This is a genomic window from Corynebacterium sp. LK28 (assembly GCF_014335105.1).
GTDB lineage: Bacteria > Actinomycetota > Actinomycetes > Mycobacteriales > Mycobacteriaceae > Corynebacterium > Corynebacterium macclintockiae.
Window position 1 is genome coordinate 1 of record NZ_PDGZ01000014.1, and the last position, 17,068, is coordinate 17,068.

Below are 17,068 nucleotides of genomic sequence, written 5' to 3' on the forward strand. Positions count from 1 at the left end.
GCCGCTAGAAGTGTCCAAGAACTCCATGGACTCCTTGTCCAAGAAGACACCGGACTCCATGTCCAAAAACCCTATGGACATAACAACAGCGGGCTAGCAGATTCCTTTGTATTGCTTGTAGTGATACAGGTTGTGCTACTGTCGGTAGTACAGATTCTGAAGGAGGTTCTCGTCCCATGTATCTCATCGTGGAGCCCGACTCGCCCGTGCCGATCGCTCAACAGATCCACGACGGAATCGTGGCGGGGATTATCTCCGGCGAACTGCAAGACGGACAACCCTTGCCTTCGGTGAGGCGGTTGGCGGTGGAATATGGCGTCAATCCCGCAACAGTCAAGAAGGCATACGACCAGCTACAAGAAGACGGGCTAGTGCTCACGGCGGCGCGATCGGGCACCGTGATTACCCGGCCCAAGCGGCCAAGCGCGCAACAACGCGAACGGCTGCGCGAGGACCTCCGAGCCACTGTGTGGCGGGCGCTCGCGCAAGGCTTCAAGACAGATGACATTTGCGCGACGGTTGAAGACCTCGCGGTGAAGTGGGAATAGGAGAACCATCATGATTGCATTCGATCCATTCCTTGCAGGAGTGTTCTGCGTGACAGCACTGCTTGTAGGGCTGATCCTGGTGTACACGCCGAAGCTGTCGTCGCCGGGCGTACGGTTGGGCGTGCGCGTGCCGGAGGCGCATTGGGGCGACGATGTTGTGCGGCGACAAGAGGGTAAGTTCCTTAAACGCCAGGTTGCGGCGGCTGTGGTTTCTGCGCTGCTGGCGATACCGGCCGCTGTGGTGCCAGTGGTTGGCGCAATGCTGCCCCTCGTACCGGTGGGCTTCCTTATGTGGAATCTCAACCAGGCCGGGAAGCCAATACGCGAGGCCAAGCAGCGGGAAGGCTGGTTCGACGGCGTGCGTACGGTGGTGGTCGGGGAGATCACGCCGGTAGAGGACACATCTCCGCAACGTGCATGGGCCTTCACCTGGGCAGCGCTGGCTGTGCTCGCCGTCGCGGCCGGGTACGTGGCCGCGCGGTGGGGTGATATTCCCGAGCGCTTCGCCACTCACTTCGGCAGTGGTTTCGAACCGGATAGCTGGGATAGCAAATCTGTGGGTTCGGTGTTCTTCCCGACGTTCTTTGGTGTGGGAATGGTGCTGCTTTTTGCGCTGATTACGGTCGCATTGTTGCGCGTTAGCGTGCCGGCCCGAGCGGATACGTCGCTGCGGGGGAAGGTTTCGCAGAAGATTGTTCGGCGTCATGCGGCGATGTGGCTGGCGGTGATGAACGTTGCGGGGGCCATCATGCTCGCTAGCCTGCAGGTTGTGACCGTGCTGCACACGGACTGGGTGGCTCCGGCCATAATCGGTTCGCTCGTGCTCGTGTTTGCGGTTTGTCTGGCCATGGTCGTGGCGCTGGCGAGGAAGCAGTCCGCGCTAGCGAACACGAGCGGCGAGGGCCGGGACAACGACGAGCACTACAAGTGGGGCATGTTTTACCACAACCCGGACGACCCGGCCGTGATGGTCGACAAGCGCCACGGGGTGGGGGTGGACTTCAACTACGCCCACTGGCAGGGCAAGGCGTTCCTCGCTTTTGTTGCGCTCGTGCTGCTCGCTTCAATCTCGTTGCCCTTCTTACTTTGACGCCCACCTGAACCCAGCGTTAAGCGCCTTCATCACGCCCTTGTAGGCCCAGGGGGCGTTGACCTGCGCCCAGCGGGCAACAGGAATGTCGGGGCTGGTGTTGATGAGGTACTTGCCTTTATCCACGCCCTTCAAAATTTTTTGAGCGGCCTTGGCAGGGGTGACGGCGTGGCCCTGGAACAGGGCCGTTGCCTTCTGGATGCGCTTCTTGGAGCGGTCCACGCCGTGGATGTCGATGGTGCGAACCAGGGGAGTGTCCACCGCGCCCGGGGCGACGGCGTGCACATCCACGCCGTAAGGGGCTAGGTCGAAGCGCAGCACCTCGCACATGCCGAGCACGCCACCCTTAGAAGCAGAATATGCCGCGTGCCACGGCAGGCCGATAATGCCCGCGGCGGAGGAGACGAACACGAACTTCCGGCGGTCGCGGCGGCGACGGCGAACCGGCTGGCTCTCCATGAGCTTCGGCGCGAAGGCTTCGACCATGTGCACGGACCCCATCAGGTTCACATCGATCACGCGCTGCCACTTTTCGTGGGGCATCTGGCGCACATCACCCCAGATGGCGATGCCGGCCACGTGGTGCACCTGATCCGGGGCACCGTGGGTAGCGACCACGTCGTCCGCCCACGCCTTCACCGCTTCCACGTCGGTGACGTCGACGGTGCGCTGGTCAGCGACGGTGCCGCCGCGGGAGGTGATGTCGTTGGCAGTGGTGGCCAGGCCTTCCTCGTCGCGGTCGCTGATGGCCACTGCATAGCCACGTTCGGCCAGTTGCAGTGCCACCTCCCGGCCGATACCTGAGGCTGCTCCGGTGACTACTGCAAGCATGGCGAAAAGGCTCCTTCGTTAGTTTTCGAGATCTAACCCCAGCAGGGCGTTCTCGACCAATTCTGTCAGAGCAGGGTGGGGCCAATACTGCTTTTCGGCGAAATCCCGGGCATTGATGCCGAAGGCCATGGCGGTGACGAAGCACTGAATCAGCGAGCTGGCTTCCGGGCCGATGATGTGCGCGCCGAGAATCTCGCCGGTGTTACGGTCGGCGATGACCTTGCAGAACCCGGTGGTATCTTCCATCGCCCAGCCGTAGGCCACGTCGCCGTACTTCTGGATCTTCACAGTAATGGGGCGGCCGGTCTCGCGGGCCTCCTGTTCGGTCATGCCGACCACGCCGATCTGCGGGTGCGCGAACACACCGCTGGGCACCACGTCGTGGTTAAACTTCCGCAGGTCATCGGGGTGCGCCAGGTTATGCGCCACCACGCGTGCCTCGGCGTTGGCGACGTGCTTGAGCTCGAAGTCGTTGCACGCATCGCCTAGCGCCCACACGCCGTCGGCGCTGGTGCGACCGTATTCGTCGACCTCAATTCGGCCGTTTTCTTTGGTATTGACGCCACCCTTTTCACAGTCCAACGTGTCCGAATTGTTGACCCGCCCCATCGCGACCAACACCTCCTGGCCAGTGACGGTCGTTTCATCGTCGAGGGTGAGGCAGATCTGCCCGTCGGCGGTTTCTTGTGCGGCGGTGATGGTACGCCCCAGGTGATTGGTCCACTGCTGCTTGGCCTGGGTAGTGAAGGCTTCGGAGATGTCGGCGTCCAACTTCCGCAACAGCTTGTCCGAGCGGTTGATGAGCGTGACCTGCGTGCCGAGGCCAGAGAACATCGCGGCGAACTCCACGGCGACGATGCCACCGCCGACGACGATGAGGGACTCGGGCAGTTCATCGAGGCGCATGATGTCCTCGTTGGTGCGATAGCGCACGTCGGCGAGGGCGGGGCGGATGCGCGGGCGGCCGCCGGTGGCGAGCACGATGTTGGTGCCGGTGATGGTGGGGCCGTCGTCGATCTGGAGGGTGCGGGGGCCGACGAAGCGGGCAGTGCCTTCGAAGAGGGTGATGTTCGGGGTCTCGTCACCCGCGCGGTAGGCGGCGCCGCTTTCGCTGATGGGATCGATGCGATCTGCGAAGACGCGGCGCTGGATGCCCTTCCAATCGACTTCTTTGAGCTCGCCGGTGAGGCTCAGACGAGAGGCCTCGGAGAAGCTGCGGGCGACGTCGGCGGTGTGGACGAACATCTTGGTCGGGATGCAGCCCACGTTGATGCAGGTTCCGCCGAACGTGCCCTTCTCCACGATGGCGATCTTCTGATGCTCGTTGGCGGGGCTGGGCAAGGAATTGCCAGAGCCGGTGCCGACGATGATGAGGTCGAAATCAGGCACGGTGGACCTTCCTTTCTTTGAAAACGTCGCTAAGCCACTCGTCGGTGGCGGCGAGGGCGTTGTCGCGGACCTTGGGGCGGGACAGGAAAACGTCGTGCAGGGCGCCCTCGATGACGATGGTGGTGGACAGCGAGGAGGCGTTGGAAGCCTGCTGCCACATCTGGCTGGGCATGAGGATCAGGTCGGCGTTGTAGGACTGGCGGGAGAGGCGCTTGGAGAAGTGGTGGGTGTGGCTGGTGAGGATCAGCGTGGGCACGCCCGTGTCTCCCTTGCCGGAGTGCAGGCGGCGGATCTCGCGGGCCACGCCCAGGAGCCACTGCAGATACTTGGGGCGCGGCTCCAGAGGCTTGAGGCGTAGGTTGTAGCTCCACTCGCCAGCTTCGGTGACGTGCAGGGATCGACCATAGACCGGGTTGATTCCGCCGGGCAGCAGCATGTTGGGCTTCAGTTTGTGGACGATCGGCAACACTCGATTGATGACGAAGCGAACGGCCGGGTTGAACTGCAGGCCAAACCACGGCGAGTTCAAAACGATGGCGGCGATGGAATTGTGGAGGGGGGAGTTGGCGTCAAAAAGGCGATGAGCCCACATCGTAACGTCCAACCCGCCGGTCGAGTGCCCCACAGGAACCACCGCACCGTGGGCGGCGGCGAGCAACGCCGTGGCGGTGGTGAGGTCGACGTCGTAGAGAGACTGGTCGCTGACGTGGTGCCAGGTCTGGCCCTCGCGCCAGGAACGACCGCACTTGCGAAGGTCGAGGCCATAGACGGCATAGCCGCGGTCGTGGAAATGGCGGGCGACGTGGTCCTGGAAGAAATAGTCCGTCATTCCGTGGACGAAAAGCATGGCGGGCCGGGCGAAAAAGGAATCGTCCGGCGCGGTGGGGCAGTAACGCACCAGAGTGCAACGAATGGGGGACTCGCCGTCCGGATCGTCGCCCAGCTCGAGGAAGCAGTGGCCGAAGCCTTCGCCCAGTTCATCGGGCAAAAAATCGAGGTCGGCGGCGGAAGAAGGGAGCGCGGGACTGATAGACATGCCCTCATGCTAGCGCCACATAGGGCGAAATAGCGTTGAAACATAGAGCTACAGGCGTAGAGTAAATGTGAAGCAATAAAGATCTGACTTTTCCTCCGAAGGAATGAATACATAGTGGCAAACAAAGATTCTGTGGATGTAGCACTAGTCGGCGCTGGTGTTATTTCCAGCACCCTGTCCGTCATGCTCAAGGAGCTGCAGCCAGACTGGAGCCAGGTGATCATCGAGCGTCTGGACACCCCGGGTGCGGAATCCTCCGATCCGTGGAACAACGCAGGCACCGGTCACTCCGCACTGTGCGAGCTGAACTACACCCCCGAGGTCAACGGAAAGATCGACATTTCCAAGGCCGTCGGTGTGAACGAGAAGTTCCAGGTCTCCCGCCAGTTCTGGAGCTACCTGGTGGAGCAGAACGTGCTGGGCGACCCGTCCGAGTTCATCAACAAGGTGCCGCACGTCTCCTTTGCCCAGGGCATGGATCAGGTCGACTACCTGAAGGCCCGCTACGAGGCGCTGAAGGATCACCCGCTGTTCCCGAACATGCAGTACAGCGACTCCGACGAGAAGTTCGCCGAGTTCCTGCCGCTGATGGCTCGCGGTCGTGACTTCAATAACCCGGTCGCGATCTCCTGGTTCGACGACGGAACGGACATCAACTACGGCGCCCTGACCCGCCAGTACCTGGATGCCGTGACCGCGAAGGGCGTTGAGGTTCGCTACGGCAATGAGGTCAAGAACATCGACCGCGACGGCTCGAAGTGGAAGATCACCACCAAGAACCTGCACACGGGCGATACCTCCGTGATCACTGCCAACTTCGTCTTCATCGGCGCAGGCGGTATGGCTCTGCCGCTGCTGCAGAAGTCCGGCATCCCGGAGATCAAGGGCTACGGTGGCTTCCCGGTCTCCGGTCAGTGGCTGCGCTGCACCAACCAGGAGCTGGTGGAGCAGCACCAGGCGAAGGTCTACGGCAAGGCTTCCGTCGGTGCCCCGCCGATGTCCGTCCCGCACCTGGATACCCGCGTGATCGACGGCAAGAAGGGCCTGCTGTTCGGCCCCTACGCCGGCTGGACCCCGAAGTTCCTGAAGAAGGGCAGCTACCTGGATCTGGTCAAGTCCCTGCGCCTGGGCAACATCCCGTCCTACCTGGGTGTTGGTGTGCAGGAGATGGGCCTGACGAAGTACCTCATCGAGGAGGTGCTGAAGGACCAGGCAGCCCGCGTGGAATCCCTGCGCGAGTACATGCCGGAAGCCCGTGCCGAGGATTGGGAGCTGGTCACCGCTGGCCAGCGCGTGCAGGTCATCAAGCCGATCGGCGCCCCGAAGTTCGGCTCCCTGGAGTTCGGCACCGCGCTAATCAACTCCAACGACGGCACCATCGCCGGCCTGATGGGTGCCTCCCCGGGTGCGTCCATCGCCCCGTCCGCAATGCTCGAGGTCCTGGAGCGCTGCTTCGGCAACCGCATCGCCGACTGGGCTCCGAAGCTGAAGGAAATGATTCCTTCCTACGGCACCCGCCTGTCCAAGGACTCCAACCTGTTTAACGAGCAGTGGGATCGCTCCCAGAAGGCTCTGAAGCTGGTCTAGGTTCCGCAATACGTCGTGAACTCGGCCTCCGCGCGCGGTACTGCCGCATGGAGGCCGAGTTTTTCGTATTTGTCGTCCCACTCGTAGGGATTGCGCAGCGCCTCGATGGTTAGCAGGTAGCGGCCGATGTCTCCCTGTTCGGCCTCCACAAGCGCCGCCTGTAGGCCGTGGTTCCGCGGCAGATAGATCGGATTGCGGGGCTGCGGATCCAGCGCCGACCAGCGCTCGGTCCACTCCGCGGCGCCAGGAATTCCTTCGAGGCCCGGCGGGACCTCGCCCCGGGTGAGTCCCGCCAGCAGCGCGTTGTAATCGGGCGCCGCGACCTCCAGCAAACCCAAGAGCTGCTCCGCGCAACCCTCCGCCCCCAACGCTGCTGCCATCGCTTTGTCCCACGCCGCGCCGTATTGCGGCTGGTAGCGCTGTAGCCGTTCTGTAAATTTTTTGACGCCCTCATCGACCAGCGGCACGAGCGCCTCAGCCAGGCGCGCGAGGTTCCACATCATCACGGCGGGCTGCTGGGCGTAGGCGTAGCGGCCGCGGGTGTCGATGGAGCTATACACCGTGTCCGTGGCGAAATAGTCCATGAACGCGCACGGGCCGAAGTCGATCGTCTCGCCGGAAATCGCCACGTTGTCGGTGTTCATCACACCGTGGATAAAGCCGAAGCGCATCCAGTGGGCGACGAGTTCGGCTTGGCGGGCGACTGTGGCGTCAAAAAGATCGAAGGGTGAGGAGCCAGCGGGGAAGTGGCGGGCCAGGGCGTAACGGGTGAGGCGGTCGGTGACGGACGGGCCCATCAGCGCGGCGTATTGAAAAGTGCCGATGCGGATGTGGGAACTGGCGACGCGCACTCCGATCGCGCCCGGGTGGAGGCGCCTGCGGGGAACGGTGCCGCCCGTGGTCAGGACGGCTAGGGAGCGGGCGGTGGGGACGCCGAGTGCGTGGAGAGACTCGGCGAAGGCGAACTCCTTGAGGGCGGCGTCGAGGGGGTAGTGCCCATCGCCGCCTCGGGAGAAGGGCGTGCGACCGGTGCCTTTGGCGTGGATGTCCCAGTTCTTGCCGTGGGGATCCGTGTGCTCGGACAGCAGTAGGGCGCGGCCGTCGCCCATGCGCGAGTTGAACTGGCCGAACTGGTGGCCGGCGTAGCCCAGCGCGACACCATCGCCCTGGCCGGTCAGGAAGTCTATGCCCGCGGGGCTGCGGAGCCATTCGGGGTCCAGGCCCAGCTCGGTGGCGAGGGGTTCGTTGAGGACCAGCACCTGCGGGTCTGGGAAAACCTCGCCGGTGGCGGGGAGCGCGAGTTCCGGGAATTCTTCGGCGAAGGTATTCATGGTGCTGACCATTGTAGGGGTAGGCTGAGAACCCATGAGTAAGACAGGCAAAGTAGTGCTGATCGGCGGCGGACCGGGCGCATGGGATCTGATTACGGTGCGGGGCATGCGCGCGCTGCAGGCGGCCGACGTGATCCTGACGGATCACCTGGGGCCGACGAGCGAGCTACACAAGCTGTGCGACGTGGAGGCCAAGGAGGTCATCGATGTGGCCAAACTGCCTTACTCGAAGCAGGTCAGCCAGGAGCGGACCAACGAGCTGCTGATCGAACACGCCCGGGCGGGGAAGAACGTCGCCCGGCTGAAAGGCGGGGATCCGTTTGTGTTCGGGCGGGGGTTTGAGGAAGTGCAGGCGTGTGCTGCAAATGGCGTGCCCTGCGAGGTTATCCCCGGCGTGACCAGCGCGGTGAGCGTTCCCGCGGCAGTTGGGGTGCCAGTGACCCAGAGGGGAATGGTGCACGCGTTCACCGTGGTCTCCGGCCACGTGGAGCCCAACGACCCGCGCAGCCTGGTGGATTGGCGGGCTTTAGCAGCATCGGGGGCCACGCTATGCGTGATCATGGGCGTGCGCAACGTCGCCGCTATCGCCGCGGAGCTGCAGTCCGGAGGGCTGAGCGCAGACACCCCGGTGGCGATCATTCAGGAGGGCACCACGGAGCAGCAGCGCTCCTTCCGCTGCACGCTGGGCACGCTGGCGGAAACATTCGAAGTCTACAGGGTGACCTCGCCCGTGGTGTACGTCATCGGGGACGTCGCGGGACTCTAGACGACCAGGGTGAGCTCGGCGGAGTTTAGCTCCACCGTGAATCCGGCGGCGCGGGCGATGTCCGCGACCTCGGCGGCAGTGGTGCCGGTGGGGTTCTGCGCCAACGCGCGGGCCAGCAGACCCTTGTAGTGCTTGTTGAAGTGGCTGACGACCTTGCGACTGCCGTCCGGGCGCACGGATTCCACCCGCACAGTCACGGCAGTCTTGAGCTTGCCGAGCTGCTGATAAGCACCGGATCGCAAGTCGACCACCAAGCCGTGCTCCGCCTCCGCCCGCTGGAGTGCCTCGGTGATGGCGGAGCCCCAGCGCTTCTTCATGGTGGTGCCGGGGGTCAGTTTGGTGCCGCCTGACAGGCGGTAATGGGGGATCGGGTCCCCGCCCATGACTAGGCCATACAGTGCTGAACCGATGGCTAGGTGGTGCGTAGTGGCGTCCGAAAGAGAAGACACATCTAGCGCATCGTAGAGCACGCCCGTGTAACGGTGCAGGGCAGGCAACGTCGGGGCGGTGTGGAGGACTTGGTTGGCCTCGACCTCGCTGCGTAGCTTCTCGGACAGGCCCAGGACCTGCATGGCGGCATCCGGATCGTCGATGCACAAGGCCACCAGGTCGCGGGCGATGTCCTCGCGGATGGGGTCGAGTTCCGGGAAGTGCAGCGGCGCACCGGCAGGCAGGGAACCGCCGGGGGCCTTGGTCTCGGATGGGGGAAGCACGATCAGCATTCCCACAGACTAGCTAAAACCCCTACCGAACGACACAAGTCACAAGGCGAAAAGGTAAAGTCAAGATTCATGATTACTCGGATGTCACAACTCTTCTTGCGCACCCTTCGCGACGACCCCGCGGATGCAGAGGTGCCCAGCCACAAGCTGCTGGTACGCGCGGGATACATCCGCCGCGTGGCCCCCGGCGTGTACTCGTGGTTGCCGCTAGGCCTGCGGGTTCTGCGCAACATTGAAAAGATCGTCCGCGAGGAAATGAACGCCATCGGCGCGCAGGAACTATCCTTCCCAGCGCTGCTGCCTCGCGAGCCCTACGACACTACCGGACGCTGGGTGGAGTACGGCGACGCACTGTTTAGGCTGAAGGACCGGAAGGGCGCCGACTACCTGCTGGGACCGACGCACGAGGAGATGTTCGCCTCCGTCGTGAAGTCTGAGTACAACTCCTACAAGGACTTCCCGGTCATCCTGTACCAGATCCAGACGAAGTACCGCGACGAGGAGCGTCCGCGCGCCGGCATCCTGCGTGGCCGCGAGTTCGTGATGAAGGATTCCTACTCCTTCAATATGAACGACGAGGGGCTGGACGAGTCCTACCAGCTGCACCGCAAGGCCTACCAGAACATTTTCGACCGACTGGGCATCGAGTACGCTATCTGCTCCGCGACCTCCGGCGCTATGGGCGGTTCCGCGTCCGAGGAGTTCCTGGCTGTCGCGGCCAACGGCGAGGACACATTCGTGCGTTCGACCGAGAGCGACTACGCGGCAAACGTCGAGGCCGTGGTGACGCAGGTTCCGCCGACACAGCCGATCGAAGGCCAGCCGGAGGCGAAGGAATACGACACCCCGGATAGCGAAACCATCGAAGCGCTGGTGGAGTGGGCCAACAGTGAGGGCATCACGGTCGATGGCCGTGCCGTGGAGGCCGCGGACACGCTGAAGTGCATCGTGGTGAAGGTCAACGATCCGACCCTGGATAAGGAAGGCAAGCCCCGGGGCGAATCCCTGACCGGTGTGCTGGTGCCGGGCAACCGCGAAGTCGACATGAAGCGCCTGGAGGCGGCCATGGAGCCCGCACAGGTGGAGCTGGCCGACGAGGCGGACTTCAAGAAGCACCCGTTCCTGGTCAAGGGCTACGTCGGACCGAAGGGTCTGGCGGACAACGGCGTGCGCGTGCTGGCCGACCCGCGCGTGGTCGAGGGAACCTCCTGGATCACTGGCGCGGACGCGAAGAACCGCCACGTCGTGGGTATGGTCGCCGGACGCGACTTCACCCCGGATGGCGTGATCGAAGCCGCCGAGGTGTTGGAAGGCGATCCGTCGCCGGACGGCAAGGGCACCCTGACCCTGGCCCGCGGCATCGAGATCGGACACATCTTCCAGCTGGGCCGCAAGTACACCGAGGCCTTCGACGTGAAGATCCTGGACGAGGCTGGGCGCCAGTCGATTCCGACGATGGGCTCCTACGGCGTGGGCGTATCGCGCCTGGTGGGCGTTATCGCCGAGCAGATGCTGGACGAATCCGGGCTGCGCTGGCCCGCCTCCGTGGCTCCTTTCGACGTGCACGTGGTCATCGCCAACAAGGACGCCGCCGCGGGTGAAGCTGCCGTGGAGCTGGTGGAGACGCTGTCCAACGACGGCCTGGAGGTTCTTTTCGACGACCGCCCGAAGGTATCTCCGGGCGTGAAGTTCAAGGATTCCGAGCTGCTGGGCATGCCGCTGGTCATCGTGGTCGGCCGAGGTTTTGCCGACGGCAAGGTGGAGCTGCGCAATCGGATGACGAAGGAGACCTACGAGGTTGACTACGCCAACGCGCTCACTGAGGCGAAGCGGGTGCTGAACTCCTAGTTCGCCTGCCCGCGCAGGGGCGTGTCCAGGGGATCCTTCCCCTGGAGGCGCTCTAGGGTAGCCTCCGCGTGAGAGTTGGCCCGCACCCAGCCCGCCGCGAATTGGACGGCGCGATCGTCGTTGGCGTGTTCGGTAATGCGACGCAGCTGAACGCTGATGGGGGTCAGCGTGGGGTAGAGGTACGCCGCAGCGTCCGTTTTCTCGTCCGCGTCGCCTTGGCTATAGCCGGACTCCGGGGAGGGCACATCGGCGCCATGACTGCGCAGAACGTCGATGGACTGATCACGCAGAACTCGCAGCTGGTTGGCCACATCTTGAATCTGCGACCGTGTCTGGCCGTCCGCGGCAGGCACCTTCGCCAGGGCCACTCCCGAGGCGTAGATCGCCCCATAGGTCAGCGGCAGTAGAACCTGGAAGTCCTCCGCATTCCCCACGCCGCGGGAGAACTCGGGAAGGCTGTAATCGGATTCCTTGGCCGCGCTGTATGCGCCCCACAGACCCGCGATGAGGGAGTTCTGCGCCCCCAATTGTGCCCGTTGATCTGCGGAAAGCTCCTTGCCGTCGTTGCTGAGCGCAGCGGGGTAGAGCTTGTCCAAAAAAATTTTTTCTGAGCCCGACGTTGCCTCGTCCGCCTCGTCGCCGCATTGTTGCGGCGGGTTGCCGTCCTTGTCGCTGCCGCATTGACGCCGAACTTCCTTGGCCAACAGGTCGTGCTGCTGGCCAAGGAATGCATGCCACTTCTCGAACTTGGCGGAGGCCATCTTCTGTTGTTGGTTTTTCACCGCCGCCGCCAGTTCCATCAGTTGCTCCGTCGGTGCTGGCTGACCACCGAATGCCAGCCCTTTGTCGCAGGAGGCAAGGGTAAGCCCGGCGCCTACAAGCGCCCCGGCGCTGAGAAAACGGCGACGGGAGAGGAGCGGGAGAGGGAAGCTGGAACTGGTCGTATTCATCAGTGTTAGAAGTCTACTAGAAGCCGCCTGCTGCTAGACTGCATGGTCATGGCATTTCCCCACAAGGAACAGTTGGCAGACTCGCTACGCGGGCTGGTTGAAGAATTCGGATTGGTGATCGAAGACATCAAGATCACCAAGGCCGGAGCGAAGTCCGCGATCAGGATTGCGGTGGATACCGCCGATCCGCGCGCGGAAAGGCCGGATCTGGATCGGTTGGAAGAACTCAGCCGCGAGGTGTCCACCCACTTGGATGACGCCGAAGCGAAGGGGGATATGAGCTTTGGGCCGGGATACACCTTGGAGCTATCCACTCCGGGCGTCGATTTCCCCCTGACGGAGCGGCGCCACTGGGTGCGCAACATTGGGCGTCAGGTGCGACTGGCCGATGGTGTGTACCGCATTGCTCAGGTGGGCGACGAAGATGTCGTGTTGATCACACCACACAAGAAGTCTCCACGTGTGCGGCGCATGCGATTCGCAGATCACGCAGGAGCGGTGGTAGAAGTGGAATTCTCTCCGGCGCCTAACGCCGAAGCAGAGCTCGTCGGACTGGCGATCGAAGCTTATGACGTGCCGGAAGCGCAAGACCCTGCAGAAGACTAGGAGCAAACAAGTGAATATTGACATGGCGGCACTGCGTGCAGTCGAAAAGCAAGAGTCGGTACCCTTTGACGACTTGCTGGAGGGGGTTAAGCGGGGTCTGCGGGAGGCCTACCGCGCCAACAGTCGTTTCACCGGCCCGGTCGATGTGGACATCGATCCCATCAGCGGCGAAGTGACCATCTACCAGGTCGAGAAGGACGAAGATGGCAACGTCATCGGGCGTCTCGACGACACTCCGAAAAATTTTGGACGCGACGGCGCACTCGCGGTGCGTGAGGCAATCCGCTTCCGCATCAACTCCGCGCGCGTGCAGAACCGCTATGACGAGTATGCAGAGCTGCGCTACCGCGTGGTCTCCGGTGTGGTCTCCGCGGATGCACGCGCCAATGAGCGCGGCGTGACCATCGTTCACCTGGGTACCGAGGCTAACGGTCAGGACGGTCAGATCCTGCCGGCTGAGCACATTCCGGGGGAGAAGCTGGAACACGGCATGCGGGTGAAGGCGTTCGTGACCGACGTGATCAACAACGCCAACCGCATGGTGCAGATCAACCTGTCCCGCACCCACCCGGAACTGGTGAAGGGACTGTTTGCGCTCGAGGTGCCCGAGGTTGCGGATGGTTCGGTGGAGATCGTCTCCGTCGCCCGCGAAGCCGGCCACCGTACCAAGATCGCCGTGCGCTCCACGGTGAAGGGGCTGAACGCCAAGGGAGCCTGTATTGGTCCACGTGGCCAGCGCGTGAGCAACATCATGAGCGAGCTGGGCGGGGAGAAGATCGACATTATCGACTACTCCGATGATCCGGCGACGTTCGTTGGCAACGCCTTGTCGCCTTCCAAGATCGTCAGCGTCAAGGTCACCGACCCGGAGATGCAGGTTGCCCGTGCCGTTGTCCCGGACTACCAGCTGAGCCTGGCCATCGGCCGCGAAGGTCAAAACGCCCGCCTGGCTGCCCGTCTGACCGGCTGGAAGATCGATATTCGCTCGGAGACGGACGCGGCTGCGGAGGACACGCCCAGTTAACTGTTTCCACCGGGAGCGGGGTACAGTGGACAGGTGGTATCCCATGAGAGTCCCACGGGTAAGAACCTTCCCGAACGGACGTGCATTGCTACCAAGCAGGTGATCGGAATAGATCAGCTGCTGCGTTGCGTTGCACGTCATGCTGCGGAAGGCACCGAGGGTAAGGTTTAGGTTGTCCCGGACCCGGAAAGGAAGCTTTCCGGGCGGGGCGCGTGGATCACTCCCACCGTGGAGGCATGGGAAATCGCCGTGAAGCGTAGGGCTTTCAGCCGTGCGCTTAGGGTATCCGCCACCGTGGATGCAGACCCTGTACGTGACTACATCGTCACACTGCCAGTGACAGTGGAAGTAGGTGACGGCCGCGAAAGTGGGCGTCAACAAAAAGGACGAGGAACTTACGTCGACATGAAGAACAACGAAGCCTGATGAGACCGCGATGAAGCAGCATCAGCGATGAGTATCTACAAGTACGGGAGTCGTACGTAGCCCCGGCTGCAGGTAAGCCTGCATGCTAGAGCGCACTACGGCTCCGCAAGACATGAAGGAGAGTAGTGGCCGGAAAGCTACGCGTACACGAGTTGGCCAAGGAACTCGGGGTGACGAGCAAGGAGTTGCTCGCCACGCTGAAGGAACAGGGCGAGTTCGTTAAGACCGCTTCCTCGACGGTGCAGCCGCCCGTCGTGAAGAAGATGAAGAAGCACTACGGGGTGGGCGAGCAGAGCCCCGCCGAGAGTGCCGCTGGCCCGAAGACCAGCCCGCAGCCGACCCCGCAGGCAGGTCCGAAGCCTGCAGCAAAGCCGGGTCCGAAGCCCGCAGCTAAGCCAGGTCCGAAGCCTGGTCCGAAGCCGGTGAAGAACACCAACCCGGTCGCGAATGCAGGCACGAAGCCGACCTCCTCCGTCAAGCCGGGCGAGGCTCCGAAGCCGAAGCAGGCCCCAAAGCCGGCAGCCAAGCCAGCTCCGAAACCGGCAGCCAAGCCAGGTGCAAAGCCGGGCCCGAAGCCGGGGAACAAGCCGGGTAGCAAGCCAGGCCCGAAGCCGGGCGGTCGTGCTCCGCGGGTCGCTAACAACCCGTTCTCCTCTGGCGCTCCTGCCGAGCGTCCGGCTCCGCGTCCGCGTGGTGGCCAGGCCGCTCCAGGTGACATGCCGCGTCCGGGCGCTCGTCCGGGTGGCAAGAAGCCCAGCCCGAAGCAGGGCGGCGGCCGTCGTCCATCGCCGGCAATGATGCCGAGCCACCCGAACCCCGCGCAGATGCCGTCGAAGTCCGACAACTTCGGTGGTGGCCGCGGTCGTGGTGGTCGCCACGGCGGACCAGGTGGTCCGGGAGGCCCCGGTGGCCCGGGTGGTCCGGGAGGCCCGCGCGGCGGTCGTGGCGGCCGTCGCGGCGGCACCGCCGGCGCATTCGGTCGTCCGGGTGGTGCACCGCGTAAGGGACGCAAGTCGAAGCGTCAGAAGCGCAACGAGTACGAGGCAATGCAGGCGCCGAGCGTCGTTGGCGGCGTGAAGCTGCCTAACGGCAAGGGCGCGAAGATTCGCCTGGCTCGTGGTGCATCCCTGATGGACTTCGCCGAGAAGATCGAGGCGGACGCAGCGGCACTGGTCCAGGCACTGTTCAACCTGGGCGAGATGGTCACGGCTACCCAGTCCGTGTCTGACGAGACCCTGATGCTGCTGGGCGAAGAGATGGACTACAAGGTCGAGGTCGTCTCCCCAGAGGACGAGGACCGCGAGCTGCTGGAGTCTTTCGACCTGCAGTTCGGTGAGGACGAGGGCGAGGATGAAGACCTGGCTCAGCGTCCTCCGGTGGTTACCGTCATGGGTCACGTCGACCACGGTAAGACCCGCCTGCTGGATACGATCCGTAAGGCCAACGTCGGTTCCGGCGAGGCCGGCGGTATTACCCAGCACATTGGTGCTTACCAGGTCGCCGTGACCATGGAAGGCGAGGATCGACTGGTCACCTTCTTGGATACCCCTGGTCACGAGGCATTCACCGCCATGCGTGCCCGTGGTGCGAAGTCCACCGATATTGCGATCCTGGTGGTCGCTGCGGACGACGGCGTGATGCCGCAGACCGTGGAGGCCATTAACCACGCCAAGGCTGCGGACATCCCGGTCGTGGTCGCGGTGAACAAGATCGATAAGGAAGGCGCACAGCCGGACAAGATCCGTGGCCAGCTGACCGAGTACGGCCTGATCCCGGAGGAGTACGGCGGCGAGACGATGTTCGTGGACATCTCTGCAAAGCAGGGCACCAACATCGACCAGTTGCTGGAGTCCGTCCTGCTGACCGCCGATGCATCGCTGGATCTGCGCGCGAACCCGGATATGGACGCCCAGGGTGTGGCCATCGAAGCACACCTCGACCGTGGTCGCGGACCTGTGGCCACCATCATCGTTCAGCGCGGTACCCTGCGCATCGGTGATTCCATCGTCGTTGGTGACGCCTACGGTCGCGTGCGCCGCATGATCGACGAGCACGGCAACGACGTCCAGGAAGCTGGCCCGTCCCGCCCGGTCCAGGTGCTGGGCCTGACCAGCGTGTCCGGTGCTGGAGATAACCTGTTGGTTGTCGACGAGGACCGTACGGCTCGCCAGATCGCGGATCGTCGTGACGCTCGCCGCCGCAACGCGCTGGCTGCACGCAGCCGCAAGCGCGTCTCCCTGGAGGATCTGGATGCGGTGTTGAAGGAAACCAACACCCTGAACCTGATCCTGAAGGGCGACAACGCCGGTACGGTCGAGGCGCTGGAAGACGCGCTGCTGAAGATCGAGGTCGACGACGAGGTCGAGCTGAACATCATCGACCGTGGTGTCGGTGCTGTGACGGAGACCAACGTCAACCTGGCCGCCGCCTCCGACGCGGTGATCATCGGCTTCAACGTCCGCGCCGAGGGCAAGGCAACCGAGGTTGCCAACGCCGAGGGCGTGGATATCCGCTACTACTCGATCATCTACAAGGCGATCGAGGAGGTCGAGGCTGCGCTGAAGGGCATGCTGAAGCCCATCTACGAGGAGAAGGAGATCGGTACCGCGGAAATCCGCCAGATCTTCAAGGCTTCCTCTGTGGGCCTCATCGCAGGTTGCATGGTGGAAACCGGCAAGGTGCGCCGCAACGCTCAGATCCGCCTGATCCGCGACGGAAACGTCGTGGCGGAGAAGGCGACCATCGAGTCGCTGCGCCGCGAGAAGGACGATGTCACCGAGGTCACCGCTGGCTACGAGTGCGGTATGGTGCTGTCGTACCCGGACATCCAGGTTGACGACATCATCGAGGTCTTCGAGCTGGTTGAGGTGCCGCGCGACTAAGGCGTGGTGGCGTCAAGAGAAAAATAGGAGAG

Annotated in this window: 14 protein-coding genes and 1 pseudogene; 9 read left to right on the forward strand and 6 right to left on the reverse strand. The window is 63.5% G+C overall.

Annotated features, from left to right (window positions below):
- Nucleotides 1–176: 176 nt before the first annotated feature.
- Nucleotides 177–548: a GntR family transcriptional regulator gene (locus CRD15_RS08125; protein ID WP_187402328.1), complete on the forward strand. Its 372-nt coding sequence runs from the start codon at nt 177–179 to the stop codon at nt 546–548.
- A gap of 10 nt (nt 549–558) precedes the next feature.
- The gene (locus tag CRD15_RS08130) at nt 559–1,638 is read left to right on the forward strand and encodes a DUF1648 domain-containing protein (RefSeq protein ID WP_187402329.1); all 1,080 of its coding nucleotides are present in this window, start codon (nt 559–561) and stop codon (nt 1,636–1,638) included.
- On the opposite strand, the gene CRD15_RS08135 is transcribed toward CRD15_RS08130, so the two are convergent.
- The 3 genes from CRD15_RS08135 to CRD15_RS08145 are packed head-to-tail and all read right to left on the reverse strand — an operon-like array spanning nt 1,630 to nt 4,894.
- Complete coding sequence (locus CRD15_RS08135) at nt 1,630–2,469, reverse strand: SDR family oxidoreductase (protein ID WP_187402330.1); 840 nt, start codon at nt 2,467–2,469, stop codon at nt 1,630–1,632. The two genes, CRD15_RS08130 and CRD15_RS08135, sit on opposite strands and share 9 nt — an antisense overlap.
- A gap of 18 nt (nt 2,470–2,487) precedes the next feature.
- Nucleotides 2,488–3,858 carry a mycothione reductase gene (mtr, locus tag CRD15_RS08140; protein ID WP_187402331.1) on the reverse strand — a complete coding sequence of 457 codons (1,371 nt, stop codon included), beginning with the start codon at nt 3,856–3,858 and terminating at the stop codon, nt 2,488–2,490.
- Nucleotides 3,851–4,894, reverse strand: coding sequence for an alpha/beta hydrolase (locus tag CRD15_RS08145; protein ID WP_187402332.1), 1,044 nt, complete (start codon nt 4,892–4,894; stop codon nt 3,851–3,853). The genes mtr and CRD15_RS08145 overlap by 8 nt, the downstream gene beginning before the upstream one ends.
- A 114-nt stretch (nt 4,895–5,008) precedes the next feature.
- Between CRD15_RS08145 and mqo the strand changes: the two genes are divergently transcribed.
- Nucleotides 5,009–6,481, forward strand: a complete 1,473-nt coding sequence (mqo, locus tag CRD15_RS08150) for a malate dehydrogenase (quinone) (protein ID WP_080716033.1) — start codon at nt 5,009–5,011, stop codon at nt 6,479–6,481.
- Here the strand turns inward: mqo and CRD15_RS08155 are convergent.
- A complete protein-coding gene (locus tag CRD15_RS08155) occupies nt 6,478–7,848 on the reverse strand; it encodes a protein adenylyltransferase SelO family protein (protein WP_187402333.1) in 1,371 nt (456 codons plus the stop codon). The genes mqo and CRD15_RS08155 overlap by 4 nt on opposite strands.
- On the opposite strand from CRD15_RS08155, the gene cobA reads away from it, so the two are divergent.
- A complete protein-coding gene (cobA, locus tag CRD15_RS08160) occupies nt 7,847–8,578 on the forward strand; it encodes a uroporphyrinogen-III C-methyltransferase (RefSeq protein ID WP_187402334.1) in 732 nt (243 codons plus the stop codon). The genes CRD15_RS08155 and cobA overlap by 2 nt on opposite strands.
- On the opposite strand, the gene yaaA is transcribed toward cobA, so the two are convergent.
- Nucleotides 8,575–9,300 carry a peroxide stress protein YaaA gene (gene yaaA, locus CRD15_RS08165; protein ID WP_043012557.1) on the reverse strand — a complete coding sequence of 242 codons (726 nt, stop codon included), beginning with the start codon at nt 9,298–9,300 and terminating at the stop codon, nt 8,575–8,577. The two genes, cobA and yaaA, sit on opposite strands and share 4 nt — an antisense overlap.
- 69 nt (nt 9,301–9,369) lie before the next feature.
- Between yaaA and CRD15_RS08170 the strand changes: the two genes are divergently transcribed.
- Nucleotides 9,370–11,148, forward strand: coding sequence for a proline--tRNA ligase (locus CRD15_RS08170; RefSeq protein ID WP_034991632.1), 1,779 nt, complete (start codon nt 9,370–9,372; stop codon nt 11,146–11,148).
- Here the strand turns inward: CRD15_RS08170 and CRD15_RS08175 are convergent.
- A complete protein-coding gene (locus tag CRD15_RS08175) occupies nt 11,145–12,098 on the reverse strand; it encodes a hypothetical protein (RefSeq protein ID WP_043012556.1) in 954 nt (317 codons plus the stop codon). The genes CRD15_RS08170 and CRD15_RS08175 overlap by 4 nt on opposite strands.
- Nucleotides 12,099–12,140: 42 nt before the next feature.
- On the opposite strand from CRD15_RS08175, the gene rimP reads away from it, so the two are divergent.
- The 4 genes and pseudogenes from rimP (at nt 12,141) to infB (ending at nt 17,036) form a co-directional block, all read left to right on the forward strand.
- The gene (rimP, locus tag CRD15_RS08180; protein WP_034970606.1) at nt 12,141–12,704 is read left to right on the forward strand and encodes a ribosome maturation factor RimP; all 564 of its coding nucleotides are present in this window, start codon (nt 12,141–12,143) and stop codon (nt 12,702–12,704) included.
- A 10-nt stretch (nt 12,705–12,714) separates the two neighbouring features.
- Nucleotides 12,715–13,728, forward strand: a complete 1,014-nt coding sequence (gene nusA, locus CRD15_RS08185; protein WP_034972918.1) for a transcription termination factor NusA — start codon at nt 12,715–12,717, stop codon at nt 13,726–13,728.
- Between the two features lie 183 nt (nt 13,729–13,911).
- Nucleotides 13,912–14,154, forward strand: a pseudogene (locus CRD15_RS08190) (YlxR family protein); the annotation flags it as partial.
- A 125-nt stretch (nt 14,155–14,279) separates the two neighbouring features.
- Nucleotides 14,280–17,036, forward strand: coding sequence for a translation initiation factor IF-2 (infB, locus tag CRD15_RS08195; protein ID WP_034970609.1), 2,757 nt, complete (start codon nt 14,280–14,282; stop codon nt 17,034–17,036).
- Nucleotides 17,037–17,068 lie beyond the last annotated feature (32 nt).